The sequence below is a fragment of the Pseudomonas sp. Ost2 genome, from assembly GCF_018326065.1.
Classification (GTDB): Bacteria; Pseudomonadota; Gammaproteobacteria; order Pseudomonadales; family Pseudomonadaceae; genus Aquipseudomonas; species Aquipseudomonas gingeri.
Genome location: NZ_AP021904.1, coordinates 643,477 through 657,487, shown reverse-complemented (window position 1 = coordinate 657,487; position 14,011 = coordinate 643,477). Strand labels below are relative to the sequence as shown.

Annotated in this window: 9 protein-coding genes; 3 read left to right on the top strand and 6 right to left on the bottom strand. The window is 62.4% G+C overall.

Annotation, left to right across the window (positions count from 1 at the left end; all coding sequences use genetic code 11):
- Positions 1–16: 16 nt before the first annotated feature.
- Positions 17–2,320 carry a YgiQ family radical SAM protein gene (locus tag KI243_RS02810; protein ID WP_103032799.1) on the bottom strand — a complete coding sequence of 768 codons (2,304 nt, stop codon included), beginning with the start codon at positions 2,318–2,320 and terminating at the stop codon, positions 17–19.
- 202 nt (positions 2,321–2,522) lie between these two features.
- On the opposite strand from KI243_RS02810, the gene KI243_RS02805 reads away from it, so the two are divergent.
- From KI243_RS02805 to KI243_RS02795, 3 genes are all read left to right on the top strand, one after another.
- On the top strand, positions 2,523–5,294 hold the full coding sequence (locus tag KI243_RS02805) for a DUF6543 domain-containing protein (protein WP_212810427.1): 2,772 nt from the start codon (positions 2,523–2,525) through the stop codon (positions 5,292–5,294).
- A gap of 77 nt (positions 5,295–5,371) precedes the next feature.
- Complete coding sequence (locus tag KI243_RS02800; protein WP_212810426.1) at positions 5,372–6,235, top strand: hypothetical protein; 864 nt, start codon at positions 5,372–5,374, stop codon at positions 6,233–6,235.
- A 53-nt stretch (positions 6,236–6,288) separates the two neighbouring features.
- Positions 6,289–10,266: a DUF6543 domain-containing protein gene (locus KI243_RS02795; protein ID WP_212810425.1), complete on the top strand. Its 3,978-nt coding sequence runs from the start codon at positions 6,289–6,291 to the stop codon at positions 10,264–10,266.
- Between the two features lie 21 nt (positions 10,267–10,287).
- Here KI243_RS02795 and dnaB read toward each other — a convergent pair whose 3' ends face one another.
- The 5 genes from dnaB to rpsF form a co-directional block, all read right to left on the bottom strand.
- Positions 10,288–11,685 (bottom strand): replicative DNA helicase, encoded by a 1,398-nt coding sequence (gene dnaB, locus KI243_RS02790; RefSeq protein ID WP_017125058.1) that lies wholly within the window; start codon positions 11,683–11,685, stop codon positions 10,288–10,290.
- Positions 11,686–11,800: 115 nt separating this feature from the next.
- The gene (rplI, locus tag KI243_RS02785; protein ID WP_017125059.1) at positions 11,801–12,247 is read right to left on the bottom strand and encodes a 50S ribosomal protein L9; all 447 of its coding nucleotides are present in this window, start codon (positions 12,245–12,247) and stop codon (positions 11,801–11,803) included.
- Between the two features lie 19 nt (positions 12,248–12,266).
- Positions 12,267–13,157 carry a hypothetical protein gene (locus KI243_RS02780; RefSeq protein WP_017125060.1) on the bottom strand — a complete coding sequence of 297 codons (891 nt, stop codon included), beginning with the start codon at positions 13,155–13,157 and terminating at the stop codon, positions 12,267–12,269.
- Positions 13,158–13,193: 36 nt separating this feature from the next.
- Entirely contained in the window at positions 13,194–13,424 is a 231-nt protein-coding gene (gene rpsR, locus KI243_RS02775) for a 30S ribosomal protein S18 (protein WP_002551829.1), read from the bottom strand.
- A 28-nt stretch (positions 13,425–13,452) separates the two neighbouring features.
- Positions 13,453–13,875 carry a 30S ribosomal protein S6 gene (gene rpsF, locus KI243_RS02770; RefSeq protein ID WP_008035342.1) on the bottom strand — a complete coding sequence of 141 codons (423 nt, stop codon included), beginning with the start codon at positions 13,873–13,875 and terminating at the stop codon, positions 13,453–13,455.
- Positions 13,876–14,011 lie beyond the last annotated feature (136 nt).

Genomic DNA, 14,011 nt, shown 5'->3' with positions numbered 1-14,011 from the left:
CCGGCAGCGCCTGGTTTCAGCGTGGGACCACCGGCTTGCGGGGCGGCTTCTTGCCTTTGCCCTTGGCGGCATCGGCGCGCTCCTTGGCCGCCTGTTTGTTGCGGGCGAACGCGGCGGCCTTGGCCTGCTCGCGCTTGTCCCAGGCGTTGCCACCGTCGCTGGCACGCGGCGGCAGGCCGGTGTGCTGGGTGAGGATTTTGGTCGTGGTTTCCTTCGCCACCTTGTGGCTACCGGCCGGCGTCGAGTTCTTCCGGCGGGCGCTCTGGTAGCTGTCGGTCGCCGGCTGGTGCAACGGGATCAGCTGGTTCTTGCCCGGCCCGATCAGGTCGCCACGGCCCATGCGCAGCAAGGCTTCACGCAGCATCGGCCAGCCCTTCGGGTCGTGGTAGCGCAGGAACGCCTTGTGCAACCGGCGCTGCTCCTCGCTCTTGACGATGGTCACCGAGTCACTCTTGTAGGTGACCTTGCGCAGCGGGTTCTTGCCCGAATGGTACATGGCCGTGGCGCTGGCCATCGGCGACGGGTAGAAGGCCTGCACCTGGTCGGCGCGGAAACCGTTGCCCTTGAGCCACAGGGCCAGGTTCATCATGTCTTCGTCGGTGGTGCCAGGATGCGCGGCGATGAAGTACGGAATCAGGTACTGCTCTTTCCCGGCTTCCTTGGAGTACTTCTCGAACATCCGCTTGAACTTGTCATAGCTGCCGATGCCCGGCTTCATCATCTGGTTGAGCGGACCTTCCTCGGTGTGTTCCGGGGCGATCTTCAGGTAGCCGCCGACGTGGTGGGTCACCAGTTCCTTCACGTATTCCGGCGACTCGACCGCCAGGTCGTAGCGCAGGCCGGAGGCGATCAGGATCTTCTTCACGCCCGGCAACGCGCGGGCACTGCGATAGAGCTGGATCAGCGAAGAGTGGTCGGTATTCAGGTTCGGGCAGATGCCGGGGAACACGCACGATGGCTTGCGGCACGCGGATTCGATTTCCGGGCTCTTGCAGGCGATGCGGTACATGTTCGCGGTCGGGCCGCCGAGGTCGGAAATCACCCCGGTAAAGCCCGGCACCTTGTCGCGGATCTCTTCGATCTCGCGAATGATCGACTCTTCGGAGCGGTTCTGGATGATCCGTCCCTCGTGCTCGGTGATCGAGCAGAAGGTGCAGCCGCCAAAGCAGCCACGCATGATGTTCACCGAGAAACGGATCATGTCGTAGGCCGGGATCTTTTCCTTGCCATACGCCGGGTGCGGGACGCGCTGGTACGGCATGCCGAACACGTAGTCCATCTCTTCGGTGGTCATCGGGATGGGTGGCGGGTTGAACCAGACATCCACCTCGCCATGCTTCTGCACCAGCGCGCGGGCGTTGCCCGGGTTGGTTTCCAGGTGCAGCACGCGGTTGGCGTGGGCGTAGAGCACCGCGTCATTGCGGACCTTTTCCACCGACGGCAGGCGGATCACGGTCTTGTCGCGGGTCATGCGCGGGCTGGCCAGGATCTGCACGACCTTGGCTTCCTGCGGGTCTTCAACCGGCCCTTTCTCCTGCTCGATGGCGCAGGCCTGGGTGTCCTGGGTGTTGACGTACGGGTTGATGATCTTGTCGATCTTGCCCGGCCGGTCGATGCGCGTGGAGTCGACTTCGTACCAGCCTTGCGGCGTGTCCCGGCGAATGAACGCAGTGCCGCGCACATCGGTGATGTCTTCGATCTTGTGGCCGTACGACAGGCGCTGGGCGACCTCGACAATCGCCCGCTCGGCGTTGCCGTAGAGCAGGATGTCGGCGCTGGCGTCGATCAGGATCGAGTTGCGCACGCGGTCCTGCCAGTAGTCGTAGTGGGCGATCCGGCGCAGCGAGGCCTCGATGCCGCCGAGCACGATCGGCACATGCTTGTAGGCTTCCTTGCAGCGCTGGCTGTAGACCAGGCTGGCGCGATCCGGACGCTTGCCGGCCATGCCGCCCGGCGTGTAGGCGTCGTCGGAGCGGATTTTCTTGTCGGCGGTGTAGCGGTTGATCATCGAGTCCATGTTGCCGGCCGCGACCCCGAAGAACAGGTTCGGCTCGCCGAGCTTCATGAAGTCGTCCTTGGACTGCCAGTTCGGCTGGGCAATGATCCCGACGCGGAAGCCCTGGGACTCCAGCAGCCGACCGATGATCGCCATGCCGAAGGACGGATGGTCAACGTAGGCGTCACCGGTGACGATGATGATGTCGCAGGAATCCCAGCCAAGCTGATCCATCTCTTCCCGGCTCATGGGCAGGAAGGGCGCTGGCCCGAAACATTCGGCCCAGTACTTGGGATAGTCAAATAACGGCTTGGCTGCTTGCATGGCGATGACCGATGTCGAGATGGGAAGTATCGAGATGAAAATTCGCGGGGGCGGAATATAGCACAAATTTTGATCAAGTCCGACTATAACCGTCGGTTTTACCCGCGCCCCTTCCCCAGGGGCGGGCCGACAACTATCTAGTGCCGCCGCACCGCCGCCTTGTCGTTAGCTGGCGCTTCAAGAATCCGGCAAGGCCACCGTCATGACTCCATCCCCCACCCCGCTCTCCAACGAGCAGCCGCATTTCGACGTAATCAAGGAGCATCTGCCCGCCTGGCTGCTCGATGCGCCTGGCGAACAACGCGACGCGTTGCGCCAGAGCATGATAGCCAGTTGCAATTCCCGCCATGACGTCGAGCAGATGATGGCAAAGCTGCAAACGCCGGCGCAGTTCGTCAAGCCGCTGCTGGAAGAAGCCATCGCCGTCAATTTCCGACTGACCCTGGATGTCGAGCAGGCGACCTTCGTCCATGTGCGCAAGAACGACTATTTTTTCGGCCTGGTTTCGGTCCAGGGCAGTACCAGCGAACAAACCCTGCTATCGGCGGCCCTGCACAACTTCGACGAATCGCTGACCAGCGCCGACGCCTTCGGCGCGGGCTCGGGGATCTACCGGGTGCCAGGCGCCCTCGATAGCAAGACCCCGATCAGACCCGAGGAGTTCGCCCTGGTCTGTCGCCGGCTCGACTTCGGTCGCCTCTACCAGGCCCACCTGCGATCCGTCCTCGATGCCGCCGCCCCGGTCGATGGCGACGACCTCGCCAGCCGTGCCCGGGACCCTCTGCTCCAGAGCGGCAAGGACGCCTTCGCCAGCGCGATACACCTGGCCATGCTCAAGCAGGAAATCACGCCGGCCAGCTACCGGGTACTCCTCGACGTACTCAATGATCGTTATGTCGTCCGTTATGGCACCCAGCCCTGCTCGCGGCTCGAACTTCTCGGCATGGTCGCCAGCGAGGTGCTGGTCATCGGCCTGGACACCAGCGACGACACCCGTCCATGCCTGGTCTACATACCGCAGGACCCGATCAGCCCCCTGGCGCGCTACGGCTCCCTGCGGGATTTCGAAAACGAGTTGAGCCGCAGGCTGCTGTCACCCGCCTACCGCTCTTTCTTTTCACGTTTCCTCCCGGCCAGTCACCAGGGAGCGCTGCTCAGCCAGACGATCAGGCAGGCCATGTGGCAAAAGTGGCATCCCAAACCCGGTCTTGTTGCGGAGCACGGGTCAGTCTTGCTTGTACTGCACCCCATCGATGGCAACGTGTTCAAGGGCCTGCGCGACCTGCGCAGGCAACAGATCGAACGCCATGGCCGCGAGGTCGTCGTGCCCACGGCGCAGACCGACGCCCAGGCCCGCCGACAGCTGCTGCAAGCCTACGAAAAGGCCGGCCTGAGCGCCCTGGTCCTCGCGGCCTCGTTCATCCCCGTGATCGGCGAGGTCCTGCTGGTGTCCACGGGGATACAGCTGATCCATGAGGTCTATCTGGGGTTCGATGCCTGGCGGCGCGGCGAAAAGGTGGAGGCGCTCAACTACCTCATGGATGTCACCGAACAGATCGTGCTCATGGGCGCCACCGCGGGTGCCGCCAAGGCCGGCCGCTTCGTCGGCTCGCTGCTGCGTGTCAAGTTTGCACCCCACCGCTCCGGCCTGTGGAAACCGGACCTGGCCCCCTACCGACAATCCCTTGAACTGCCGCAGGCGCTGCTTCCCGATGAACAGGGCCTGTACGACTACCAGGGCCGGCATTACCTGTCACTGGACGATCAGCTCTATGAGGTCAGCCATGGGGGCTCCCCGCCCGAGTGGTCCATCCAGCACCCCGACGACCCGTGGGCGTATGCGCCGCCCTTGCGCCATAACGGCAGCGGGGCCTGGCGTGCCCTGCATGAAAACCCGCGGGAGTGGAGCGACCTGAAACGGCTCAAGCGACTGGGACCGGTCGCAGCGAGCACCCGCCCCGAAGACCTGGCGCCGATTCTGCACGCCAGCGCCAGCGATTCGAAGCTGCTGCTTGAACTTCATCGCGACAGCCAGTCGCCGCCGGCGCAATTGCTCGACACCTTGAAACGCTTCCAGCTCGACCGGCAGATCCAGCACCAGCGACAACTGGAAAGCCCGCCGATCAATGACGGCACGCCCCCTTCGGCGACCGTCGAACCCAGCGCCGCGGAACGCTTCGAAGATCGTTATCAGCAGAGCGAACAGGTGCAAGGCCCGCTGCCCGAACAGATCCGACAGGACTTTCCGGACCTGCCCAAAAGCTATGTGCAAGCCATGGCGAAGTCCATCAGCCCCGCCGAAGCCCGGCAGATCCTGGAGCAGAAAAGCCTGCTGCCCTATCTGAAGGACGAAGCCGAGCTGTCGATGCAGAACGTGGATGCCGCCCGGCTCCATGAAGGCCTTTATCTGCACACGACGTTCAATCCGGATTCGGACCGGCTGGCGTTCCAGACCCTTGAGGCACTGCCGGGCTGGTCGGGCGACGTTCGCCTGGAACTGTACTCGGCGACACTGGCCGAACCGCCTGCCGCCACCGCCGGGAGCGCCAACGCCACGAGCATCAGGCGCCTGCTTCGTGAAGGCTCGCGCTATCGGGTCTACGATACCGGCAGCCTGCAGGTCTTCGCCCCGAGCGACCTCTACTCGGCCATCGGACAAGCCCTGCCCGACACCGAGTTCGAGAACCTGGGCTTCAGCGGCCCGAACCGAACCAGCGCCCTCAAGCGAGCGTTGATCGACAAGATCAGGCAGTTGAGCGCCTCCCCTCCGGTCGTACGGCAGATTCCTGCCGCGATGCCCTCGCGGCCCCGCCGGCCCGGCCGCGCCCTGGATATTCACTTCGCGCTGGAAACCCCACCGGGCGATCTCGAGCACATCGGTGATGAGCTGTACCGGGGGGCTTTTCCCGCCACTACATCCGGGAGGGAGAACGGTACTACCAGGTCGAGCCGTCAGATCCCGGCTGGAAACTGATCGATGCCCGCAACCCTTTCCGCTTTTATCGCCCGGTGCTGCGGCGAACGGCCGGACGCTGGGAAATCAACACGGACATGGGCTTGAAAGGCGGCGCGCCAGGTCCGGTGCAGAGCAAGATCGAGCTGGTGGAAAGTGAATCGAGCATGGTCTCGGCGCAGGAGTACATCAAGCCCGAGCCCTTCACCCGCGAAGACCTGGAGCGCATGAAACTCATCAAGTCCTATCAGCGCCAGCCCAACCGGATGGGCGACTACGACCGGGTGAACAACGGCCGCTATCCGTTGCGCGACCTGCAGGGCAAGCCGCTGCGCATCAGGAAAATCCAGAGCACCAGCGACGTCACCGATTCGGGATTGCGTTACCAGGCCAAGGACATCCTGCCGTACCTGAAATGGCAGAGCCACGAAGAGGTCGCCCGGCTCTACGAGGAGAAACTGCTGCTGCGCACGTTCACCGCACAGGACGCCAAGTTCCCCCAGGAAACGAGCATGATCGGCCAGGCCATGGTCGTCGCCAGAAGGCCGTTGAAGGCCGGGGAGGCCCTCGGCGTATACGGCGGCAACTTCATCCCGTTTCACGTCAGCAATGCCCGCAAGGATCCGTTCGTGATCGACATCCTGCCCGACGCTCCCGGCGGCAGGCCGAAATGGGATCGGCTGGTGCTGACGGGGGACAACATCATTTCGCGGATCAACTCCATTTTCGAATACGAGGGGCGCCTGCCGGTCCGCCAGGCCAGCAGCGGCTACAACGTCGAGGGGGCAACGTTTCCCGTCGATGTCGAGGTCGCGGACGGTCGCCTGGAGCCCTTCCTGCTCAGCGCCTTCTTCACCACCCGGGCCATTCCCGTCGATGAAGAACTGCGCTGGAACTACGGCTACACCGAGGCGGGAGTCCGCACCACGTTCGCCGAACCCGAGACGAGCCTGGAAACCTGAAGGCAGGTGCCACGCAAATCCTGCCCCCCGTCAAGCCGACAATGAGCCCCGCCATGCACACGAAGCCAGCAACAAACCCACATCGCACATTGCCCCATTACAGTTTCATCAAGTCCCGCCTGCCGGACTGGATGACCGACTCGACAGCCGCACAGCGCGCCGAACTGCGCTCGGCCCTGCTGAAAAATGCGGCCTCCAGGCTCCTGGTGGCCAATATCCTGAGCCAACTCAAGAGTATCGAGATCTTCGCCGAGCCTATTCTGGAGCTCGAGATAAGGAGTCGTGCTCCCGAGCTCAGAGACATGCAGGCCGCCACCCTGGTCATCCGCCGGAAAAAATACAATCTCCTGGGCCTGATCCCCATCTACGACACCAGCCCCGAATACTCGCTGCTGGAAGCGGCGCTGTACAACTTCGAGGAGTGGGAAACCCACGCCAGCGCTTTCGAAAGCGGCTCGGCCATCTATTGCTCGGGCAAGGCCGCGGGCCTCGAAAGCGGCCTCAGGCCTGAAGTGTTTGCCCGCCGTTGCCGCACGCTCGATCTTGGCCGCGCCTATATCGATCATCTCGGGGAAATACTCGATCTCGATCGCCCTGCCGACGAACTGATGATCTTCGCCAGCAAGCGCGAGCACTTCGTGCGCCATGAACAGAGCCGTTTCGAGGTGGTGTTGCAGATGGCCCTCATGAAGCAGGACATCACGTCCAAGTGCCACGACCGATTGAAACATTTCCTGCTGCCCGTCAAGCAAAGAGCCGGAAAACTGCCACTGTTCCATCGGGTGAAATTTCTCGATCTCACGCTGCCCGGCGTCATTCATTTCGCGTCCGACCCGGACAACCCCAGCGGACCTTGCGCCATCTACTTTCCGGAGCACCCCGAGGCCGAGCTCAGGGAGTATCCGTCGCTCGTCGCCTTTCAGGAGGATTACCTGGAACAGATGCTGACCACGGACTTTTGGCAACTGCTGGGCCGACTCATGCCCATCGACCACCAGGGCCGCCTGCTGAACACCAGGATCGGCAAAGCCGCCGAGGGCCGCTCGCAAGCCGAACGGACGAGCCTCATCAGTCTTTCAGAGCTTACAGGCGAGCTGTTCGAAGACATCCACGGGCAGCGTCTGCAACGCCTTGGCAACGACGCCGGCAGACTGGCGATCCCCGCCACGCGCGCCGATGCACTGGCGCGCGAACAATTGCTGGAGGAATTCCAGACCGCGCGCCAGGACCTGCTGTCCAGCCTGAAGAACCTCATTCCCCGGTTCCACCAGACCCTGCTGGCACCGCCAGGCAGCCAGCTCACGGCGGCGATCTATCAGGACCTGTTTATCTGGAGCCCGTCCCAGGTGAACGCCGGCCTGGTCCATTTGCTGAATGTCCTCGAGGCGCCGGCGAACGGCCGGACAACCACGGCGACAGAAGGACTGCCCGAGTTGATCCCCGTGCGGTTCCAGGGCCGCACCCGCCTCTGGCGGCCCGACCTGACGCCCTATCAGTCGGCGATCAAGCCGCCTGACGAACATTGGCAGGCGAACGCGCTGGGTTTGTACTCATGGGCCAGGACCAGCGTCCTGAAACTGGACCGGCAGTACTACAAGGTCGAGCACGGTGAAGACACCGACCGCTGGCATATCGTGCTGACCGGTTATCCGGGGGTTTATCCGCCGCCCCTGCAGCACAACTGCCTCGGCGCCTGGCGGACGATCCACGAGAAAGTCCCGAGCTGGTCGAAACAGCAACTGATCGCCCGCCTGGGACCACACGCCGCCAGGCTGTCCGAAGCCCTGGCGGACGCGGCGTTGACCCTCAGCGGCACCCGCCTGGACACGCTGCGCCAGATTCATCAATACAGCCGTCGCACCCCGCCCCTGCTGCTCGACTGCCTCAAGCGCCTGTGGATCTTTCAGGAAATCGGCGACTTCGATCTCGACCGGGCCAGGGGGACCGTGATCTCGCAATTGTCACCGCGGATCCAGTGCTATCTGCTGACCCGGCTGCCCGGCTGGCCCATGGACAAAGCGCTGGGAGTCCTGAGCAGCGGCTCACAGACGGCCATCCAATATGGCGCGGGGATGAACATGGTGAACATTTCCGAACAGCGCTGGACGACTGGAAAGCTGCTCGACGTGGTACTCGAGGCGCTCGACCAGAAAGAAATCGATACGTTGCCGGAGAGCAATATTTCCCACCTCGATCAAGCGAACCAGTTGGCGCTGAACCTGCAGGCCCAGGCGAAACACAACAGCTTGGCGCTGTTCGAGCATCTGTACGACGAGACAGAGCAAGCCGACACCCCGGTGCAACGACAGCTACACGAGGAATACGCCGAACTGCCGAAAAGTCATCGGGTCGACGCCATCTTCTCGTTGGGACTACAGAAGCAAGCCAATCCTGAAACAGCGCCGGCGCTGCAAAGGGAGATCGACCGGGCCCTGGAGCAGGTGCGCATCGCCCGGGTATTCGAAGGTCTCTATCCGGCTTGGCCGCACGCCCAGCAAAGTGACCGGCTAGCCTTTTCCCTGCTGGAAACCCTGGAAGCCTGGCCGCAGGATATTCGTCTTGAACTGTGGGACCCCGACATCGACACCGCGACCGCCCTGGAGGCCATCGGCGAACACGACAGCCTGACCTGCAGGCGCCTGAAGAAAACCGAAGCTTTCTACCAACTGCAGGACCGCCAGGGCAAGACGCTGTCCGGCCCCCATGATCTGTATACCGGCGCCTGGCTGGCGATGCCGAAACTGACGCAGCTGACCCTGAACAGCACACACGGCATCAGCCTGGATGAAAGGCAGGCGGCGCCGGACCTGAAACAGGCCATCTTCGCGCGAGCCTCGAGATTACGCAGCCAGGAGCCGGCCCTGCGTGGCCCGCGCCCTGCGCCAGAGGCGCACGGGACAGGTACTACCACCCGCCTGCCGGAGAGTTTCGCCGTGCGCGGGACAACCCTGTCCGGCCTGGAGCTGCGCGACGGCATCTACTGGAATCTCAACCACAAGCCCGTCGCCGCCCATGCCCACCCGCACTACATCCGCGATGGCAGCCGCTACTACCCGGTCAGGCAGGTTGCCGAGGGCTGGCGACTGTTGAACGCGCGCAATCCCTACAGCTTTTATCAGCCGTTGCTCCAACACCAGGCTGACGGTCAATGGGCCGTGTATCGAGATGCCGGCCCCTCCGTGCCTTCAGGAACCGGCACCTTGCAGGTCCAGACGGAATCCGGCGCCCCGGCCGAGGCCACTGACGACAAGTATTTCACCGCCGATGAACGACAGCGCATGCGCACCCGCAAGTCCTACCGATCCCATTTGAACTCCGCCCTCACCTACGACCGCGTCGACAACGGTCGTTATCCCTTGCGCGACCTGGAGGGAGAGCCCCTGACCGTTGTCGCCATCCACTACAGCGAGGCCGAGGGGAGCCGCCAGTCCAGGGCACGCGCGGAGCAGATCGTCCCTTACCTGCAATCCCAGGGTCATGAAAAGGTCGCTCGCCTCTACGAAGACAAACTGGAGATCACACGGTTTGAACACGATGACATGCGCTCCCCGCAGGAAGAACATCTGGTCGGCAGGTTTCTGGTGTCTGCCAGGCGCTACCTCGGGCGAGGCGAAATACTCGGGGTCTACGGCGGCATGCTGACTCCGCTGATCGTCAGCCACCATCGTCGCGATCCCTTCGCCGCCAGGGTCCGGCTGGACGCCACGGCGGAACTGATCAGCTTTCGCAAGGGCAGGCCAGAACCGGCCGCACCCTGCCTGTCAGGCGACAATATCCTGTCGAGGATCAATACGATCTACGAATACAGCAACGCGGTGCCCGTTCGACAGGCCTACGACGGCTACAACGTGGAGTCGGTCGCCTTCGCGGTCGACGTCAGGAGCCGTGACGGCAGCCTCGAGAAAAACCGCTATTTCGTCACGGCCCTGTTCACCAGCCGGGTCATCTACGGCTTCCGCGAGCTACGCGTGAATCACGGCTACACCTGGGAGCAGATCCAGACACTGGAGGCGGAATGGCCCAGCCACTAGAACGCCAAGGGGATAACGCCCTTACTCGTCATCGTCGAAGTTGTAGCTGCCCGGCGCCAGGTTCTCGAAGCGCGTGTACTTGCCGATAAAGGCCAGGCGGATAAAGCCGATCGGACCGTTCCGCTGCTTGCCGATGATGATCTCGGCGATGCCCTTGTGCTCGGTTTCCGGGTGGTAGACCTCGTCGCGGTACACGAACATGATCACGTCGGCGTCCTGCTCGATCGCTCCGGATTCACGCAAGTCGGAGTTCACCGGGCGCTTGTTCGGCCGTTGCTCCAGGGAGCGGTTGAGCTGGGACAGGGCCACCACCGGGCAATTGAATTCCTTGGCCAGGGCCTTGAGGGACCGGGAAATCTCGGAAATCTCGTTGGTCCGGTTGTCGCCGCTGGAGCCGGGGATCTGCATCAGCTGCAGGTAGTCGATCATGATCAGGGCGATATCGCCGTGCTCGCGCACCAGGCGCCGGGTCCGCGCGCGCATTTCCGACGGGCTGATACCGGCGGTATCGTCGATGAACAGCTTGCGGTCGTTGAGCAGGTTGACCGCCGAGGTCAGGCGCGGCCAGTCGTCGTCTTCCAGGCGACCGGCACGGACCTTGGTCTGGTCGATCCGACCCAGCGAGGACAGCATACGCATGATCAGCGATTCGCCTGGCATCTCGAGGGAGTACACCAGCACCGCCTTGTCGCTGCGCAGCACTGCGTTTTCCACAAGATTCATGGCGAAGGTGGTCTTGCCCATCGAAGGACGGCCGGCGACGATGATCAGGTCGGCCGGTTGCAGGCCGCTGGTCTTCTCGTCGAGGTCGGTGTAGCCGGTGGACAGGCCGGTGATGGCGTTGTCGGTGTTGAACAACGTGTCGATGCGGTCAATGGCCTTGGTCAGCAGGTCGTTGACGCTCACCGGGCCGCCGGTCTTCGGCCGCGCTTCGGCGATCTGAAAGATCTGCCGCTCGGCCTCGTCGAGGATCTCGGCGGCGGTGCGGCCTTCGGGGTTGAAGGCGCTGTCGGCGATCTCGGTGCTGATACCGATCAACTGGCGCAGGGTCGCCCGCTCACGCACGATCGCGGCGTAGGCCTTGATGTTGGCGACCGACGGGGTGTTTTTCGCCAGCTCGCCGAGGTAGCCCAGGCCGCCGACCTGCGAGGTCTGGCCTTCCTTGTCCAATTGCTCGGCCAGGGTCACCACGTCGATCGGCATGTTCTGATCGGCCAGTCGGGCGATCGCACGGAAAATCAGGCGGTGGTCATGTCGATAGAAATCGCCGTCCGAAACCTGGTCAAGCACGCGTTCCCAGGCGTTGTTGTCCAGCATCAGGCCACCGAGCACGGCCTGTTCGGCCTCGATGGAATGCGGCGGCACCTTCAGGGCAGCGGTTTGCAGATCATATTGCTCGGGAGCGGAGATATCGTTCATGGCCACTTGAAATCAGATGGTGAGTGCAGAAAAACAAAGGGCACGACCTGAATGAACAGAGTCGTGCCCGATGTTAACCGCCTGGCGGACAAGCCGCCAGACGATCGAGTGCTGCTTAAGCAGCCACCACAACAACGCGTACGGTTGCTTCGACTTCGGCGTGCAGGTGCACGGCCACGTCGAATTCGCCAACGTTGCGGATGGTGCCGTTCGGCAGACGCACTTCGCTTTTTGCCACTTCAACGCCGGAGGCGGTCAGGGCATCGGCGATGTCGTGGGTGCCGATCGAACCGAACAGCTTGCCTTCGTCACCGGCGGTGGCAGTGATGGTCACTTCCAGCTCAGCCAGTTGGGCGGCGCGCGATTCAGCCGAAGCTTTCTTGTCTGCTGCGGCTTTTTCCAGCTCGGCACGACGCTCTTCGAACGCAGCCAGGTTGGCAGCGGTCGCAGCGGTGGCTTTGCCGAAAGGCAGCAGGTAGTTACGGCCGTAACCAGCCTTAACGTTTACCTTATCGCCCAGGTTGCCCAGGTTGGCGATTTTTTCCAGAAGGATCAGTTGCATGTGGAAATCCTCTTAACTTTTAACCTTCACCGTTCGCGTTATCGGCGTCTTTCGACGCGAGACGACCGCGAAAATCAATCAGGCTGTCGACAATGGCCAGAACCACGAGCAACGGACCGAGCAAGTGCATGAAAGGCAACAACGTCACGTATATCCCCACCAGCCAGAAACCGGCCAGTCGCTTCTGCGCCACCAGCCCGTGAATCAGGGCCAGACCGGCGAAGACCAGCGGTACGCCGCACAACGGCAACAGGATCAGTGCATGCAGCCCGAAAAACGGAGCCACACACATGACGGCCAGCAGCGACAGCGCCACGTTCTTCGGCAGTCGGATGGCGCGAAACTCGCGACCGAAACCACCGGGGTTATACAACAACGCCTGCCAATAGCGCCCAAGAATCAGGCACAGCACGCTAAAGACCTGCAACGAAATCGCTGTCGAAATGATCATCAGCGGAACGGTCAGGGCAGTGAGAAACGCCTTCTGGTCTGCCGAGAGTTTCTCGTAGACCTCACCCATCGCCAGCGGCAGGACGTGTTCGAACGTCTGCGCCAGTGACTCGATGAAGGAACTGAACAGCGTTCCCAGGCTCACCGCACACAACAACCCCACGGCCATGCTGCACAGCAGCACGCGGTTCCAGGTATGCCCGGCGCGCAGAACCAGCGCCAGGCTGCAAGCCCCGAACAGCACCAGAAGGGCCGTCGGGTCTTTCAGGAAATGCCAGCTCAACAACACCGACAGCAACCCGATACCCAGGACGCTCAAGGCGTCCGAACCACGCCGCAGGAGCACGAGGCATCCGGCGGCGGCACTCAACCAGAACAACAGCGGCAATGCCGCAGATCCGGCCACAACCAGCGTGGCCTGCACGCGTCCCCGCATGATGAAGTCAGCTAAGGCGCGCATGCATTCAATCCCTTACTACTTGTCGACTGCCCAGTCTCAGCGGCCGTGGCTGTCGGTGTAGGCCAGCAGGGCCAGGAAGCGGGCACGCTTGATAGCGGTGGCCAGCTGACGCTGATAACGAGCTTTGGTACCGGTGATACGGCTTGGAACGATTTTGCCGGTTTCGGATACGTAGGCTTTCAGGGTGTTGAGATCTTTGTAATCGATCTCTTTCACGTCTTCAGCGGTGAAGCGGCAGAATTTACGACGACGGAAGAAACGTGCCATGTAATTGGCTCCTCAAAAGGTCCGTGGATTACTCGTCAGCGTTATCGCTGTTGTCGCTGTCATCACCATCAACGCCTTCGGCGTCGGAGTGCTCAGGACGGTCGCGACGCTCACGGCGCTCACTGCGGTTTTCTTCAGCCTTGAGCATCTCGGATTGGCCGGTGACGGCTTCTTCGCGACGGATGACCAGGTTACGGATCACAGCATCGTTGTAGCGGAAGTTGTCTTCCAGCTCGGCCAGGGCCTTGCCGGTGCACTCAACGTTCAGCATCACGTAGTGAGCCTTGTGAACATTGTTGATTGCGTAGGCCAGTTGACGACGGCCCCAATCTTCCAGACGGTGGATTTTGCCGCCGTCTTCTTCGATCAGCTTGGTGTAACGCTCAACCATGCCGCCGACTTGCTCGCTTTGATCCGGGTGGACCAAAAAGATAATTTCGTAATGACGCATGAATGCTCCTTACGGGTTGTAGCCTGCCGCTCAAAAGCGGTCAGACAAGGAGTGAATGACACTGGTGTGTCTTGCCTTCGAGTAGGCACAAATGCGCCAGCCATCACGGCAAGGGGCGCAATTGTAGAGAAGGGGG

Coding starts and splice junctions, on each gene's coding strand:
- KI243_RS02810 (WP_103032799.1), bottom strand. CDS start 2,320: ATGCAAGCAGCCAAGCCGTTATTTGACTATCCCAAGTACTGGGCCGAA.
- KI243_RS02805 (WP_212810427.1), top strand. CDS start 2,523: ATGACTCCATCCCCCACCCCGCTCTCCAACGAGCAGCCGCATTTCGAC.
- KI243_RS02800 (WP_212810426.1), top strand. CDS start 5,372: ATGGGCTTGAAAGGCGGCGCGCCAGGTCCGGTGCAGAGCAAGATCGAG.
- KI243_RS02795 (WP_212810425.1), top strand. CDS start 6,289: ATGCACACGAAGCCAGCAACAAACCCACATCGCACATTGCCCCATTAC.
- dnaB (WP_017125058.1), bottom strand. CDS start 11,685: ATGAACGATATCTCCGCTCCCGAGCAATATGATCTGCAAACCGCTGCC.
- rplI (WP_017125059.1), bottom strand. CDS start 12,247: ATGCAACTGATCCTTCTGGAAAAAATCGCCAACCTGGGCAACCTGGGC.
- KI243_RS02780 (WP_017125060.1), bottom strand. CDS start 13,157: ATGCGCGCCTTAGCTGACTTCATCATGCGGGGACGCGTGCAGGCCACG.
- rpsR (WP_002551829.1), bottom strand. CDS start 13,424: ATGGCACGTTTCTTCCGTCGTCGTAAATTCTGCCGCTTCACCGCTGAA.
- rpsF (WP_008035342.1), bottom strand. CDS start 13,875: ATGCGTCATTACGAAATTATCTTTTTGGTCCACCCGGATCAAAGCGAG.